The organism is Nocardiopsis sp. M1B1 (genome assembly GCF_052466615.1).
The window spans coordinates 4927869-4941499 of sequence record NZ_CP196194.1 but is presented as its reverse complement, the minus strand read 5'-3'; the positions used below and the strand labels follow the sequence as shown (position 1 = coordinate 4941499).

12 protein-coding genes and 5 tRNA genes are annotated in these 13631 nt (G+C 70.6%); 4 read left to right on the top strand and 13 right to left on the bottom strand.

The window, feature by feature from the left end; translation table 11 throughout:
• Positions 1 to 44 precede the first annotated feature (44 nt).
• Positions 45 to 1082, bottom strand: a complete 1038-nt coding sequence (locus tag ACSTA4_RS21475; RefSeq protein ID WP_248771460.1) for an L-idonate 5-dehydrogenase — start codon at positions 1080 to 1082, stop codon at positions 45 to 47.
• Positions 1079 to 2461, bottom strand: a complete 1383-nt coding sequence (locus ACSTA4_RS21470) for an MFS transporter (protein ID WP_444960766.1) — start codon at positions 2459 to 2461, stop codon at positions 1079 to 1081. The genes ACSTA4_RS21475 and ACSTA4_RS21470 overlap by 4 nt, the downstream gene beginning before the upstream one ends.
• A 125-nt stretch (positions 2462 to 2586) precedes the next feature.
• On the opposite strand from ACSTA4_RS21470, the gene ACSTA4_RS21465 reads away from it, so the two are divergent.
• The gene (locus ACSTA4_RS21465; protein WP_248771458.1) at positions 2587 to 3318 is read left to right on the top strand and encodes a GntR family transcriptional regulator; all 732 of its coding nucleotides are present in this window, start codon (positions 2587 to 2589) and stop codon (positions 3316 to 3318) included.
• Positions 3319 to 3368: 50 nt separating this feature from the next.
• Here the strand turns inward: ACSTA4_RS21465 and ACSTA4_RS21460 are convergent, their stop codons facing one another.
• The 6 genes from ACSTA4_RS21460 to ACSTA4_RS21435 all read right to left on the bottom strand — a co-directional run bounded on the left by ACSTA4_RS21460 (position 3369) and on the right by ACSTA4_RS21435 (position 4782).
• Positions 3369 to 3539, bottom strand: coding sequence for a hypothetical protein (locus ACSTA4_RS21460; RefSeq protein ID WP_017565250.1), 171 nt, complete (start codon positions 3537 to 3539; stop codon positions 3369 to 3371).
• Positions 3540 to 3754: 215 nt separating this feature from the next.
• A tRNA-Val gene (locus ACSTA4_RS21455) sits at positions 3755 to 3828 on the bottom strand.
• A 30-nt stretch (positions 3829 to 3858) separates the two neighbouring features.
• A tRNA-Cys gene (locus tag ACSTA4_RS21450) sits at positions 3859 to 3930 on the bottom strand.
• Positions 3931 to 3977: 47 nt separating this feature from the next.
• Positions 3978 to 4050: transfer RNA gene (locus ACSTA4_RS21445), tRNA-Gly, on the bottom strand.
• A 70-nt stretch (positions 4051 to 4120) separates the two neighbouring features.
• Positions 4121 to 4193 (bottom strand) — tRNA-Gly (locus ACSTA4_RS21440).
• Positions 4194 to 4350: 157 nt separating this feature from the next.
• A complete protein-coding gene (locus ACSTA4_RS21435; protein WP_013154286.1) occupies positions 4351 to 4782 on the bottom strand; it encodes a roadblock/LC7 domain-containing protein in 432 nt (143 codons plus the stop codon).
• 385 nt (positions 4783 to 5167) lie between these two features.
• Between ACSTA4_RS21435 and ACSTA4_RS21430 the strand changes: the two genes are divergently transcribed.
• Complete coding sequence (locus ACSTA4_RS21430) at positions 5168 to 6010, top strand: aminotransferase class IV (protein WP_444960765.1); 843 nt, start codon at positions 5168 to 5170, stop codon at positions 6008 to 6010.
• A gap of 100 nt (positions 6011 to 6110) precedes the next feature.
• Here ACSTA4_RS21430 and ACSTA4_RS21425 read toward each other — a convergent pair whose 3' ends face one another.
• Entirely contained in the window at positions 6111 to 6533 is a 423-nt protein-coding gene (locus ACSTA4_RS21425) for an SsgA family sporulation/cell division regulator (protein WP_013154284.1), read from the bottom strand.
• A 474-nt stretch (positions 6534 to 7007) separates the two neighbouring features.
• Here ACSTA4_RS21425 and ACSTA4_RS21420 point away from each other — a divergent pair.
• A tRNA-Val gene (locus ACSTA4_RS21420) sits at positions 7008 to 7081 on the top strand.
• 233 nt (positions 7082 to 7314) lie between these two features.
• Here ACSTA4_RS21420 and ACSTA4_RS21415 read toward each other — a convergent pair.
• Positions 7315 to 7653, bottom strand: coding sequence for a PGPGW domain-containing protein (locus tag ACSTA4_RS21415; protein WP_248774641.1), 339 nt, complete (start codon positions 7651 to 7653; stop codon positions 7315 to 7317).
• 518 nt (positions 7654 to 8171) lie between these two features.
• On the opposite strand from ACSTA4_RS21415, the gene thrS reads away from it, so the two are divergent.
• Positions 8172 to 10145, top strand: coding sequence for a threonine--tRNA ligase (gene thrS, locus ACSTA4_RS21410; protein WP_019609697.1), 1974 nt, complete (start codon positions 8172 to 8174; stop codon positions 10143 to 10145).
• Between the two features lie 198 nt (positions 10146 to 10343).
• On the opposite strand, the gene ACSTA4_RS21405 is transcribed toward thrS, so the two are convergent.
• From ACSTA4_RS21405 to ACSTA4_RS21395, 3 genes are all read right to left on the bottom strand, one after another.
• On the bottom strand, positions 10344 to 10505 hold the full coding sequence (locus ACSTA4_RS21405; protein ID WP_174547456.1) for a hypothetical protein: 162 nt from the start codon (positions 10503 to 10505) through the stop codon (positions 10344 to 10346).
• A 92-nt stretch (positions 10506 to 10597) separates the two neighbouring features.
• Positions 10598 to 11242, bottom strand: coding sequence for a hypothetical protein (locus ACSTA4_RS21400; protein WP_444960764.1), 645 nt, complete (start codon positions 11240 to 11242; stop codon positions 10598 to 10600).
• Positions 11243 to 11658: 416 nt separating this feature from the next.
• Entirely contained in the window at positions 11659 to 13617 is a 1959-nt protein-coding gene (locus ACSTA4_RS21395; RefSeq protein WP_444964234.1) for a BTAD domain-containing putative transcriptional regulator, read from the bottom strand.
• Positions 13618 to 13631 lie beyond the last annotated feature (14 nt).

The following is a 13631-nucleotide window of genomic DNA, read 5'->3' as shown; positions in this document are numbered from 1 at the left end:
GCGCCCGCTCCCGGGTGGGGAGCGCGGGGCGCCCGCGGCGCGGCTCAGGCGAAGCGCAGCATGACCTTGCTGCTGCCGGAGGCGGGATCGGCCGCCGTCCGCATCGCCTCGTGCGCCTCCCCGACGGGGAAGGAGTGGGTCATGAGCGGAGTGACGTCCAGGCCCGCGGCCATCGCGGCCAGGGCGTCGTCGATCTCCTCGACGAAGCGGTAGGAGCCGATCCAGGTGACCTCCCTGGTGACGAGCTCGCCCAGAGCCGCCGGGGCCTGCGTCCCGGGCAGGTTGCCCACCTGGACGAGGGTTCCGCCGCGCGCGGTCGCGCGCAGGACCCCGCCGAGGGCGGCCGGGGCGCCGGAGGCCTCGAAGACCAGCTCGGCGTCCTCGGGCAGCGCGTCCCCGCGCGAGAGGTCGCGCGTGTCGTCGGCGCCCATGGCCCGGGCCACCTCCAGCGGGGCCCGTCCGAGGTCGGCGACGGTGATCCGGGCCGCCCCCGCGTGCCGGAGCGCGGCGACGACGAGCGAGCCGATCGGCCCCGCCCCGTTGACGAACACGTCCCGGCCCGCGACGCCCCCCACGGCGCCCGACGCGCGGTTGACGGCGTGGCAGGCCACGGCGAGCGGTTCGGCCAGCGCCCCGCTGCGGGTGTCCACCCCCTCGGGCAGGGGCCGCAGCTGCCGGGCCGCGACCTTCTTGAGGTCGCAGAAACCGCCGTCGGTGTGCGGGGAGAAGGCGGCCGACCCGAAGTAGCGCACCCTCGGGTAGAGGTTGGTGCGCCCGGCCAGCCGCTCCGGCATGCGCCCGTCGCCGACCAGCTCGGCCGGGTGCACGGTGACGGGCAACCCCTCCTCGACGCCGGTCACGCCCGGGCCCACCCGGGCGACCCGTCCGGCGATCTCGTGACCGAGCACGAGGGGGTCGCGCAGCACGGCGGTGCCCGAGCGGCCGTGGCGCCAGTAGGCCAGGTCGGACCCGCAGACGCCGCCCCACTCCACGGCGACGACGACCTCCCCCTCGCCGGGGACGGGGTCGGGGAGCTCGTCGACGCGCAGGTCTCCGGCTCCGTGAACGGTCACAGCCCTCATACGGCGTCCTCCAGGCGGACCAGGTCGCGTCCGCGCACCTCGGGGGACAGGTAGGCGGAGACGAGGGTGATCAGGGAGTAGGTGATGATCATCGCCGACAGCGGCCACCAGGAGCCGGTCGCGGCGGTGAGCGTGGCGGCCAGCACCGGGCCGATCGCGGTGGCCAGGACGCCGCCGATCTCCTTGGCCAGGGCCAGCTGGGTGAACCGGGTGCGCGCACCGAACAGCTCGGCCATGGTGACGCTCTCCACGGAGAACAGGCCCAGGACCGACAGGTTGAGTCCGACGACCATCGCGACGGTCACGAGCACGGTGTCGCCGGTCTCGATCATCAGCATCATGGGCACGGCGAACAGCATGCTCGCCACGGTCAGGAAGAGGTAGACGGGGCGGCGTCCGAAGCGGTCGCCGAGCACGCCGACCAGGGGGACGGTGACGAAGCCGAGCAGGGAGCCGTAGACGATCGCGGACGTGCCGACCGCGTCGTTGAGCATCAGGTTGGCGCTGAAGTAGCCGACCAGGAAGGTCTGGACGATGCCGGAGTTGCCCGCCTGGCCGAAGCGCAGGCCGAGGGCGAGCAGGAACGCGCGGCCCTTGCGCTGGCGCAGGGCGGTCTCCAGACCGCTCCTGTCCTCCTCGACCGCGGCCGCGGCCAGTTCGCTCCGGGACATAGCCACACCGTCGACGATGTCCTCGCGCTGCTCGAAGACCGGGCTCTCCTTGACGGAGAAGCGGATCCACAGCGCCAGGAGCAGCAGGAGGAAGCTCGCCAGGAAGGGGAGGCGCCAGCCCCAGGTCAGGAGCTGCTCCTCGGAGAGCGCGAACACCAGCACCGCCCAGATCGCGGAGGCGCCCAGGGTGCCGGAGTTGGTGCCCAGGCACACCAGGGAGGCGATGAACCCGCGTCGTCTCGCCGGGGCGTACTCGGCCAGCATCACGGTGGCGCCCGCGATCTCGGCGCCCGCGCCGAAGCCCTGGATCAGTCGCAGCCCCACGAGCAGGATCGGGGCGAGCAGGCCCACCTGCTGGTAGGTGGGCAGGGCGCCGATCAGGGTGGTGGAGACGCCCATCAGGGCGACGGTGATGAACAGGACCTTCTTGGGGCCGAGGCGGTCGCCCATGCGGCCGAAGTAGACCGCCCCGACGAGCCGGGCGACGTACCCGACGCCGTAGGTGCCCATCGCCGCGATCAGGCCGACCGCGGGGTTGAGGTCGGGGAAGAAGATCTGGTTGAACACCAGGGCGGCGGCCAGGGAGTAGAGCTGGAAGTCCATGAACTCCATGGCGGTCCCCAGCCACCCGGACACGGAGGCCTTGGTGAGGTCCCGGGTGCTGCGCTCCCCCTGTCCGGCTGGCGCGGGGGGTGCCTGTTCGGTCATCGGCCGGTCCTTTGTGAAGGGCTTCCACCTGCGAAGAAGTATCGGGGAAACCGTACGTGAACATGATGGCAACTGACATACAAGCACTGCCATACCAGTGGCGTCAATGCCGGTAGACTCCCCTCATGGCCGACCAGACCCGGTCCGGGGGACCCCTGCTGTCCGCGCGGGACCGCACCCTGGACACCATCCGCCGCGCGATCATCACCCTGGAGCTCAAGCCGGGCACGCCGCTGTCGGAGAACGAGCTCGCCACCGAGCTCGCCGTGAGCCGGACGCCCGTGCGCGAGAGCCTCATCCTGCTGCGCGAGGAGGGGCTGGTGGAGGTCTACCCCCAGGTCGGTACGTTCGTCTCACTCGTGGACCCCGAGCGCGTCCGGCAGGCGCAGTTCATCCGGGAGGCGGTGGAGTGCACCTCCCTCGCCCAGGCCCGGCCCCCCTTCTCGGCCGACCACGTCGGCGACCTGCGCGTCCTGCTCGGCGCGCAGCGGGAGGCGGGCGGCGGCGCCGACCACGACCGCTTCTTCGAGCTCGACGAGGAGTTCCACCGCTCGCTGCTGGCGCTGGCGGGCAACGAGAGCGCCTGGCGGACGGTGAACGCGGCCAAGGCCCACCTGGACCGGGCCCGGCGGCTGAGCCTGATCGACACGCGCCCGATCGGGGAGCTGGTGGAACAGCACACGCTGGTCGTGGACGCGATCGAGGCCGGGGACACCGGGACCGCGGTGGAGGCGCTGCGCTCCCACCTGCGGGCGGTGTTCGAGGACGTCGGGCGGATCCGGGCCGCGTCACCGGAGTTCTTCTCGGACGGGCAGCCCCGCCGTCCCGTCCGCAGGACCGTGACCTCGCTGAGGTAGCCCCTGCGCAGGGGCGGACGTCGGCCGCCGGTCGCGCGGTCTCGGCGGGCCTAGCGGCGCTTGCGTCCCCAGCCCGAGCCGTAGCCCCCCGCGTGCAGCGCGAGGAACAGCAGCCCGGCGAGGGTGAGGGTCGTGGTGGTGACCAGGTCCTGGATGTTCTCGCCGAGCAGCTCCAGCAGCAGGGCGAGTCCGAAGAGGACGGCGGCGATGGTGGCGAACACGGTTGCCTCCGGGGGGTCGGGGTGGTGTTCGTCTACCCTCCGTGCGCGTGTGTAACCAAGCCGGTGTCCCGGTCGCGCCCCGGAAAACACCTCGGGCCAGAGCACGCGCTCTGGCCCGAGGGGAGGTCGGGGGTCTGGGGGGCGACCCCCAGGAGAAACGGCGAAGCGGCCCGGCGAGCGCGGTTACGCGCGAGCAGGGCCGCTCCGGAGTGAAGTGGGCGATACAGGATTCGAACCTGTGACCTCTACCGTGTCAAGGTAGCGCTCTAACCAACTGAGCTAACCGCCCTCATCGGGGGATGAGGTGAAGCTTGATGCGAGGCGGAGACGGGAATCGAACCCGTGTGCAGGGATTTGCAGTCCCTTGCCTCAACCACTCGGCCACTCCGCCGGAACGCGATGGGGGGCTGTCGAGTGACACCCATGCGGGCCTCTCCGAGCGGACGACGGGATTCGAACCCGCGACCCTCACCTTGGCAAGGTGATGCTCTACCAGCTGAGCCACGTCCGCGTGCGCCCCGGAGCGGACTCCGGAGCCGGAACCGCTCCGCGACCCTGAGGACGCGGAACGCTTCCGTTCGAGCGGACGACGGGATTCGAACCCGCGACCCTCACCTTGGCAAGGTGATGCTCTACCAGCTGAGCCACGTCCGCGCGGCGAGTCCGGCTTCCGGGGTTCGTCCCCGTCAGCGCCCCTCGCTGCGTTAAGAACTCTAGCGGATTCCCGGCCAAGCGCGAAATCGGCCGGGCGCACCGGGCACACCCGTGCCCCGCCGTGGCAGGTCCCGCCGACCCGCCGAGGCGGCGGGAGCTACTTCTCCACGTGGGCCGGAGAGGAGGGCATGTCGGGTCGGGGAGGCGCCGAGAGGTACTGGCCGACCCTCTCGATCACCTTGTTCATCTCGTAGGCGATCAGGCCCACGTCGCTGTCGGAGTCCGACATCAGCGCCATGCAGGCGCCCTCTCCGGCCGCGGCGACGAAGAGGAAGGCGCGGTCCATCTCGATGATGCTCTGGCGGATGCCGCCCGCGGCGAACTGCTTGCTCGCCCCGCCCGCGAGGCTGTGCAGCCCCGAGGCGATCGCGGACAGGTGCTCGGCGGCGGGACGGTCCAGTCCGCTGGAGGTGGCCATGAGGAGCCCGTCGGTGGACAGGACGATGGCGTGCTGCGTACCGGAGGCACGCGTGAGGAGATCGTCCAGCAACCAGCTGAGCTCTCCGCGGGCGGTACTCGGTGGGGTCATGTCTCTCTTTGCTCTGTCAGTGGTCGTGCGTGACGTGGGACACGCGCACTGCGGGCCGCCGCCGGGGTGCCTTGGGGGAAAGCTCCGAACTCGGCTGCCACCGGTCCCGCATAAGCGTTGCCCAGATGATAGTCATTCGTAACTTATCTGTCCGGCCGCCACGGTGGATTCCGGGTGGGCCACCCAGACCGTCGAGCCGTGTGACCAGTCGCGATACCTCCGCAAAACGGGCATGGGTACTAGACCATCGGCCGGTGCCGGTCACGGGACTTGCCAACCCGCCGTACGGAGGTTACGGAAGGAGCGGGTCGTGACACGCCGACGAGGTGGGAGGATCGTGCAGACACCGGCCCTACCTGGGCTCTTGAGAACGTGGGGGTGGCAGATGAAGGTGTGGATCGCGGGTGCCGGGTACGGTCGCGGCACCGTCGTCGACGAGAGCGAGGCGCGCATTCCCGTGGTCGACCACGGGATCACGGTGGGTGACGGGGTCTTCGAGACGGTGCGGGCCCGCGGCGGCCGCCCCTTCGCCCTCACCCGCCACCTCAGGCGGCTGGCCCGCTCCGCGGAGGGGCTGGGCATGGCCGAACCCGACCTGGAGCTGATCGCCGACGGCGTCGCCCGCGCGGTGGCGGCCAACCCGGAGCTGTCCGACGCCCGGGTGCGCATCACGGTCACCGACGGAGCCGGGCCGCTGGGCTCGGACCGCTCCCCGGGCGAGCAGACCGCCATCGTGGCACTGGGGCCCTTCCCCGGGATCGCCCCGAACGCCGACGTGGCGACGGTCCCCTGGCCGCGCAACGAGTTCGGGGCCCTGGCCGGGCTCAAGACCACCTCCTACGCCGACAACGTGCGCGCCCTGGCCTACGCCAAGCAGCGCGGCGCCAGCGAGGCGCTCTTCCGCAACGTGAGCGGCAACCTGTGCGAGGGCACCGGCAGCAACATCTTCGTGGTGCTCGACGGCAGGTTGGTCACCCCGCCGCTGTCGGCGGGCCCGCTGGCGGGGATCACCCGCGAACTCGTCCTGGAGTGGTTCGGGGGCGAGGAGGAGGACGTGCCCATGGAGCGCCTCCCCGAGGTCACCGAGGCCTTCCTGACCTCCACCGGGCGCGACGTGCAGGCGATCCTGCACGTGGACGGCCGCGCGGTGTCGGCCGAGCCCGGGCCGGTCACCGCCAAGGCCGCGTCGGTGTTCGCGGAGCGCTCCGCGGCCGACATCGACCCCTGATCCCGGTAGCCGGGGGCGGACACGGCTGAGGGGGCGGCGCGTGGTGCGCCGCCCCCTCAGCCGTCGGGAGTGCTCCGCGAAGGGCCCGGGGGACCGCGGATCAGGAGTGCAGGTGCTGCTGGATCTCCTCGTCGAGGTTCACGAACTGGCCCTCCTGGCCCGCCGGAACGATCTCGTAGGTCCGGTGGAGGAACTCGGCCAGGGGAGAGACCTGGGTGTCGAACTCGGCCTGACCGAAGGGGGAGGAGAGCGCGATGCTCACACTGCGGTCGCCGTTGTCGTCCTTGGAGGGCCACACGCGGACGTCGCCCTCGCCGACCGGCCGCACGATGCCGACGGTCAGGAGCTCGCGGGCGAAGATCCACTCGACGGGGTTGTCCTCGCCGGTGTGGAAGGCCACCCGTATGGCGTAGGGGTCGTCCGCGCTGTAGTCCAGGCGCGCGACCAGGGGGACCGCCGTGCGTTCGGGGACCACGAGCCGCAGGCCCAGCTCGGCGGTGGCAGTGGTGTCGCTACTGTTCATGTTCGCCAAACCTTTTCTCGTCCGGCCTTGCTGTTGCGGCGCGGGTCGGTTGCCGTCTCACGGGCTCCAACGCGGCTTCCCGCGGAACATGACGTGAGTACGGAGGCTTTCTTGGTGGGTGGGACCGGAGGTCTCGCCGCCCGTGCGACGGGCCCGGCGTGCCGCGGTGCGGCGCCACGATCCTTCGTCACTGTAATGACCAGGACAAACCAAAGATTTCCCAATGTCGGGTGTCCCACGTCACGCGGAGGTAATGAAGGGGTGGTGTTCGACGGGTCCACGGGGGCGGGAACTCCTTATCACTGCGGGGATCGGGGGCGGGCGCGGACACTCCCGCGAGTTCCTCGAAAGGTTAATGTGACCTCCGTCACATGGAACGGCGTCCGCCGAGGGCTCCCGTGTGCGTCGAGCACCCCCGAACGTGCGCTAGAGTCTTACTTGTCCGGCCGACAGGGCGGACAGGCAGGAAGCTCAGGGCGATTAGCTCAGTTGGCTAGAGCGCGTCGTTCACACCGACGAGGTCACTGGTTCGAGTCCAGTATCGCCCACACGGCTCTGAGACGGTCCCACTCGGGGGGTAGGTACCCCGGTGGGACCGTTTTCGTCTGTGTGGGGCGCCGTCCCGTTCGCGCCGGGCCTCGTCCCTCTCGCGCGGGGCCCCGCCTCGTCCACGCGGGTGCTCCGGCGCGGTCGGCTGGAGTCGCACCCCGCGCGTCCGGCGCTCGCGCGCCGTCACCGCCCACCGGGGCCGCCGGACAGGGGCCCGCCCGGTTTCAGGGGGCTAGTCGGACGGAGTGTCCGGCAGGGGGCGTCCGCGCCGCACCGCCCTGCGCGCGCGCAGGCGCCGGAAGAACTCCTCCTTCAGGCGCATCCCGTACCGCTCGGCGCGGTGGAACCACACCTGGGCGGGCCGCACCACCTTCTGCGCCCACCGGAACTCGGTGCTGAGGATGACCAGCCCCAGGATGACCGAGGCCAGGCCCGGACCCGGGACGACCATCATGACCAGCCCGGCCAGGATCACGACGACGCCGACGGTCCCCACGAGCACGCTCCAGGGCAGGCGCAGCGCGGGGTGCGTGTGCATGCGCCTGCGGAAGAGGCGCAGCCGCGCGCGCATCCGCCGCCACCTGCGCGTGCGGGTGCGGCGGGTGGGGGATGTCTCCGGGGCCGGCGGGTCATTGGTGGGGCTCGGTGACATGCGCTCACAGTATTCGGTCGAAGCGAGTGGATGCATTCGGGTCGACTGGGGGCGATGGCCAGGGCATCTGTTGATTCTCACCGATCCTGACAGCGGGATCAATGGCCTTTCGTAAGGGTGTGGACAGTCCCACGAAAGGTGACGTTCCATGACAGATCAGTCCCTGTCTGGTTCCCTGCCCCTCCTGTGGGCGGTTCACGCGGGTACGCCCCGAAGAGTCCGAATCCCTGACCGAATCCCCGGTCGGACCCCGGGTCCGCGGCGCCTGAATCCCACCGTCCCACCACGTCCTCCGCGTCGCCAGCGCGGTCGCGCGGCCTGTGGACAACCGGGGCGGTCCCGCCCCGAAGCCGCTAGCATCGGGAGGGAGTACACGCCCGGCCGCGCACAGCGGCCGGTCCGCGTTCGACATCATCCACGTCTTCCTAGGAGTCACCGTGTCCGCCGCGCCTGAGCTGCACATCACCCTCGCCGGAACCCCGCGTGCGGTGGCGGCGAACACTACGGCGGGCCAGGCTCTGGAGGCCGACGGCAGGACCGTCATCGCTGCGCTGGTCAACGGCGAGCCGCGCGACCTCGCCCGGGAACTGCACGAGGGCGACACCGTCGAGCCGATCGCCATCGACTCCGAGGAGGGGCGGGCGATCCTGCGCCACTCCACCGCGCACGTGCTGGCCCAGGCCGTCCAGGAGCTCTTCCCCGAGGCCAAGCTGGGCATCGGCCCGCCCGTGGAGAACGGCTTCTACTACGACTTCGACGTCGCCGAGCCCTTCACCCCCGCCGACCTGAAGAGCATCGAGAAGAAGATGCAGCAGATCGTCAAGCAGGGGCAGCGCTTCGACCGCCGGGTCGTCTCGGACGAGGAGGCCCGCGCCGAGCTGGCCACCGAGCCCTACAAGCTGGAGCTGATCGGGCTCAAGGGCGGCGCCACCGAGGCCGCCGAGGGCGCCGGTGTGGAGGTGGGCGCCGGTGAGCTCACCATCTACGACAACGTCCACCCGCGCACCGGCGAGCTGTGCTGGAAGGACCTGTGCCGCGGGCCGCACCTGCCCACCACCCGCGTCATCCCGGCGTTCAAGCTCATGCGCACCGCCGCCGCCTACTGGCGCGGCAAGGAGACCAACCCGCAGTTGCAGCGCGTCTACGGCACCGCCTGGGAGAGCAAGGAGGCCCTCAAGGACCACCTGACCTTCCTGGAGGAGGCCGAGAAGCGCGACCACCGCAAGCTCGGCTCCGAGCTGGACCTGTTCTCCATCCCGGACGAGATCGGCTCGGGCCTGGCGGTCTTCCACCCCAAGGGCGGCACCATCCGCCGGGTCATGGAGGACTACTCGCGGCGGCGGCACGAGGAGAGCGGGTACGAGTTCGTCTACACCCCGCACGCCACCAAGAGCACCCTGTTCGAGAAGTCCCAGCACCTGAGCTGGTACGCGGACGGGATGTACCCCCCCATGCAGCTCGACGGCGGCCAGGACTACTACCTCAAGCCGATGAACTGCCCGATGCACAACCTGATCTTCGACGCGCGCGGGCGCTCCTACCGTGAGCTGCCGCTGCGCCTGTTCGAGTTCGGCACCGTGTACCGGTACGAGAAGTCGGGTGTGGTGCACGGCCTGACCCGCGCCCGCGGCTTCACCCAGGACGACGCGCACATCTACTGCACGAAGGAGCAGATGGCGGACGAGCTCGACTCGCTGCTGACCTTCGTGCTCGAACTGCTGCGCGACTACGGCCTGGACGACTTCTACCTGGAGCTGTCCACCAAGGACCCGGAGAAGTACGTCGGCGGCGACGAGGTCTGGGAGGAGGCCACCGAGACCCTGCGCGAGGCCGCGCAGAAGCAGGGCCTGGAACTGGTCATGGACCCGGGCGGCGCCGCCTTCTACGGCCCCAAGATCTCGGTGCAGGCCAAGGACGCCATCGGCCGCACCTGGCAGATGTCCACCATCCAGCTGGACTTCAACCTGCCCGAGCTGTTCGACCTGGAGTACACCGCGGCCGACGGCTCGCGCCAGCGCCCGGTGATGATCCACCGCGCCCTGTTCGGCTCCATCGAGCGCTTCTTCGCCGTCCTGCTGGAGCACTACGCGGGCGCGTTCCCGGCCTGGCTGGCGCCGGTGCAGGCGGTCGGCATCCCCATCGCCGACGAGCACGTGCCCTACCTGCGCGAGCTCGCCGCCAGGCTGCGCGCGGAGGGCATCCGCGTCGAGGTGGACGCCAGCGACGACCGCATGCAGAAGAAGATCCGCAACGCCCAGAAGCAGAAGGTGCCCTTCATGCTGCTGGCCGGTGACGAGGACGTCAGCAAGAACGCGGTGTCCTTCCGCTACCGGGACGGCTCGCAGAACAACGGGGTGCCGCTGGACGAGGCGGTCGCCGAGATCGTCGCCGCCGTCCGCGAGCGCCGCTAGACAGCGTTCCTCGGGGCCTCCGCTTCGCTTCGGCCCGTGTTCGGGCGCCCGAAGAACGGGAACCTTCAGCGCCTACGGCGGATTCGCTCGTTCCTCACGAATCCGCCTCCGTCGCCTCCAGAACCCCGTGGGCGCCCGAACCGCACACGAGAGGAGCGCCCATCCGGGGTGACCGGATGGGCGCTCCGCCGTCTGGGGTCAGCGCCGCTCGCCGGGCGCCTGGAACTCCTCCTCGTCGCGGAACAGGTCCGCACGGGAGATGCGCGCGGTCGCGTTGGGGTCCGGGGCGTTGGTCTCCTCCTCGTCGTCGCGGAACAGGTCCGCGCGCGAGATGCGGTGCGTCGCGTTGGGGTCACTCATGAGGGCGGTACTCCTTGTTGCTACGGGGGCAAGGCGAATTTTATCCGCCTCACGGAGCGGGGCCGGATGCCCGGACGTGCGCGTAAGGCCGCTCAGCGGCCGGGGGCGCGCCGTCTCCAGGCCTCGGCGGGGACCCGCTCCACGAGGGCGATCAGGTAGTCGGCGGCGGTCACGGCCCGGTCGGGATCCAGCCGCATGGCCGCCCACGTGAGGACGTAGTCCCCGCTGAAGCGTACGGGAAGGGACCGGGACCTGGGATCGGTCAGCAGCCACTTGGTGACCACGTTGTCGAGCACGGCCCCGGTGAACGCGGGGTCGTTGCCCGTCGCGTGGAAGGCTCCGGCGAAGTCGTCTTCGGAGGCGTCCGGGTCGCGCCTGCGCAGTATCTGTAGTTCGGCGTTGGGTCCGGGGGTGCGCACGGCCACCACGCGGTGGACGCGGCGGACCCGCTCCGCGCCCCTGCCCACCGTGTGGGTCTGCTCGAAGGCGACGACCAGGTGCTGGCCCCGGCGGCCGGTGAGCACGTGCTGTGCGCGCGGGTGCGGCCCGAGGGCGGCACGGGGGAGTACGGCGTCCCCCAGCGGGCTGGGGAGCTGTTCGGTGTAGGTCCACCCGCGTTCACGCGCCCATCCGCGCAGCTCGGTGGAGCGTTCCTTGCGGAAGTGCGCGGCGACCGCGATCGTGCCGGCCGACATGACGACGGCGACCAGCGCGATCACAGACAGGGCGCCTTCCATGTCTCCTCCGGCTGGGGGATGTGAGGTGGCCGTGGGCCGCGAAGAGCCCATCCTGAGCGGGCCGGGTCGGGAAAGTCGGGGACCCGTGCTGGCCGTACGGGTCCATTCTGTGTTGATTTCGGGTGCTTGTCACCCCTTGTTGTTGTTCCGCGGTGACGCTGGAGGGTCGCGGCCTCGCGGTGTCCGCCCACGGTCTACCCGGAACGGGCGCGGCGTCACCGTCACCGCGCGTCCCCGTCCGGTCACCACCTGCGCGAACGCCTTCCTCCGCGCGGCTCGGGAACCCTCCTTCGCCTGCCACGCGGCCCTTCCCGCCTCCGCGGCCCCGACGGTGCGCGGTCATACTGTGGACACGGAGGGTGAGGGCTGTCCGGAACCGGCCACGGACGGTGTCGCAGGGAGCGCGCGGACGGCGCCTACCGCGAGTGGGACGGACGGGGAGTAAGGAAACCCGCGCGGAGGCCGGGCTGCCGGGCCCCGTGGGAGGCTAGCGTGCCGGAAGCTGGGCGCCCGCCGAGGCATGGAGCATCTGGCCCGGGGAGGGGAGCCTGCTGAACCGGGGGCCTCTCACCACGAGCGGTGCCCCCCGCGGCGGTCAGGCTTCGTGCGTACTGCCCTCGGGCGTAGAGGTGAACCAGTTCGTGCATTCCGAACCGTCCGGGGCCCGTGCAGTCGATCAGGTTCGCGTCGAGCAGCGGTTCCAGAGTCCGGTCCACGTCCTCCGCGGAGGTGCCGAGGAGTTCAGCCGCCTCCTTCAGGGTGAACGTCGTGTCGAGGAATCCCCCCACCAGGCAGAGCGCCTCGGCAGCTGTGGCCTGCCCGCCGCGGCGTAGGGCTGTCAGGCTGGCGCCGATCCGCTCGGTGACGCTCAGGCCGTCGGCGTGCAGCGTGTCCAGACGGCATCGCACGTCCGTAAGCTGCGGGAGCAGGCGGTCGGCGTACCATCTGGGACGGGCGACCAGGCGGTCGGCAACCGCGTGCAGGGCGGCCGGAAGATATCCGGTCAGCTGGGCCAGCCTTCGCGCGGTGGACGAACCGGGGGCCAAGCGGTCCTCGCCGACTGCGCGGATGAGCATCGACACCGCCGGTCCCGGCGCCAGGACGGGAAGACGCATCCGCAGGGACGGCCGAAGCGACACCAGGTTCTGCCGACCGGTGATGAGTACGGCGCAGGACGGATCGGACGGAAGAAGGGGAAGGACCTGGTCGGTCGAAGCGGCGTCGTCCAGGAGGATCAGGACCCGTTTGCCGCACAGCACCGTGCGCAACCGGGTCGAGGCCTCCTCGACGTCGGCCGGTACGCTGTCGGCGCCGAACGCCCGCAGGAGCCGGGTGAGCACCACGTGCACGGACAGCGGAGCCGCGTGCGCGGACGCGCCGTGCAGGTTGACGTACAGCCGGCCGTCGGGAAACGCGTCGGCGACTCTGTGTGCTGCGTGTACCGCCAGAGCCGACTTGCCCACACCGGGGCAGCCCTCGATGAACACGATCGGCGGGTTGGAGGGCCGGTCGGGGACCAGATGCGCACTGACCAGTTCCACTTCCCTCTCCCGTCCGTAGAGCACCGGGACGTCGATCGGTAGCTGCTGCGGTGGGAAGCCTCGGATGGTGCGCGGCGATGGTTGCCTGCCAGGGGTGGCGCACAGCTCCGGTGAGCGGGCCAGGATCTGGCTGTGCAGCCGTTGTAGTGGTGGGCTGGGCTCCACTCCCAGCTCGTCTATCAGACGCGTGCGGATGCTCTGGTAGGCGCTGAGCGCCTCGGCGCAGCGCCCCTCCCGGCTCAGCGCCGTCATCCTCAGGCTCCACAGGCGTTCGCGCAGCGGATGGGCGCCGATCACCGAACCCAGGTGGCGGAGGACCTCGGTGTGCCTTCCCTGCGCCAGCCGGACGTCCATGAGTTCTTCGTGGCAGGAGAGCCGCTGCTCGTCCAGGTGCGTGTGCATGTGCGCCAGGTCGCCGCCGAGTGGTGTGTCCTGTAGGGCGTTGCCGCGCCACAGGTCGAGCGCCTCCTGCAACAACCGTCCGGCCTCGTCCGCCCTCTCCTGCTCGATTGCGCGCAGGCCCTGCCGTAGCGCCGCGTCGAACACGACGGAGTCCAACTCGTGCGGTTCCACCCGGATCTGGTAGCCGTCACCGACGGTGTCGATCCGGTCCAGCAACTGGCGGAGTTGGGAGACGTACGTCTTGAGGTTTCCCTTCGCCGACCTCGGCGGCTCCTCTCCCCAAATGTCGTTGATCAGCTGGTCGAAGGAAACCACGGTATTCGCCCTCAACAGAAGCGCAGCAAGGAGCTGTCGGTGTTTTAGCCGGTTGACGGGCACGGGTCTTCCGTTGTCTTCCGTAATCTCGAAAGGGCCTAGTAGTTTGAATTCCATGGATGGCTCACATC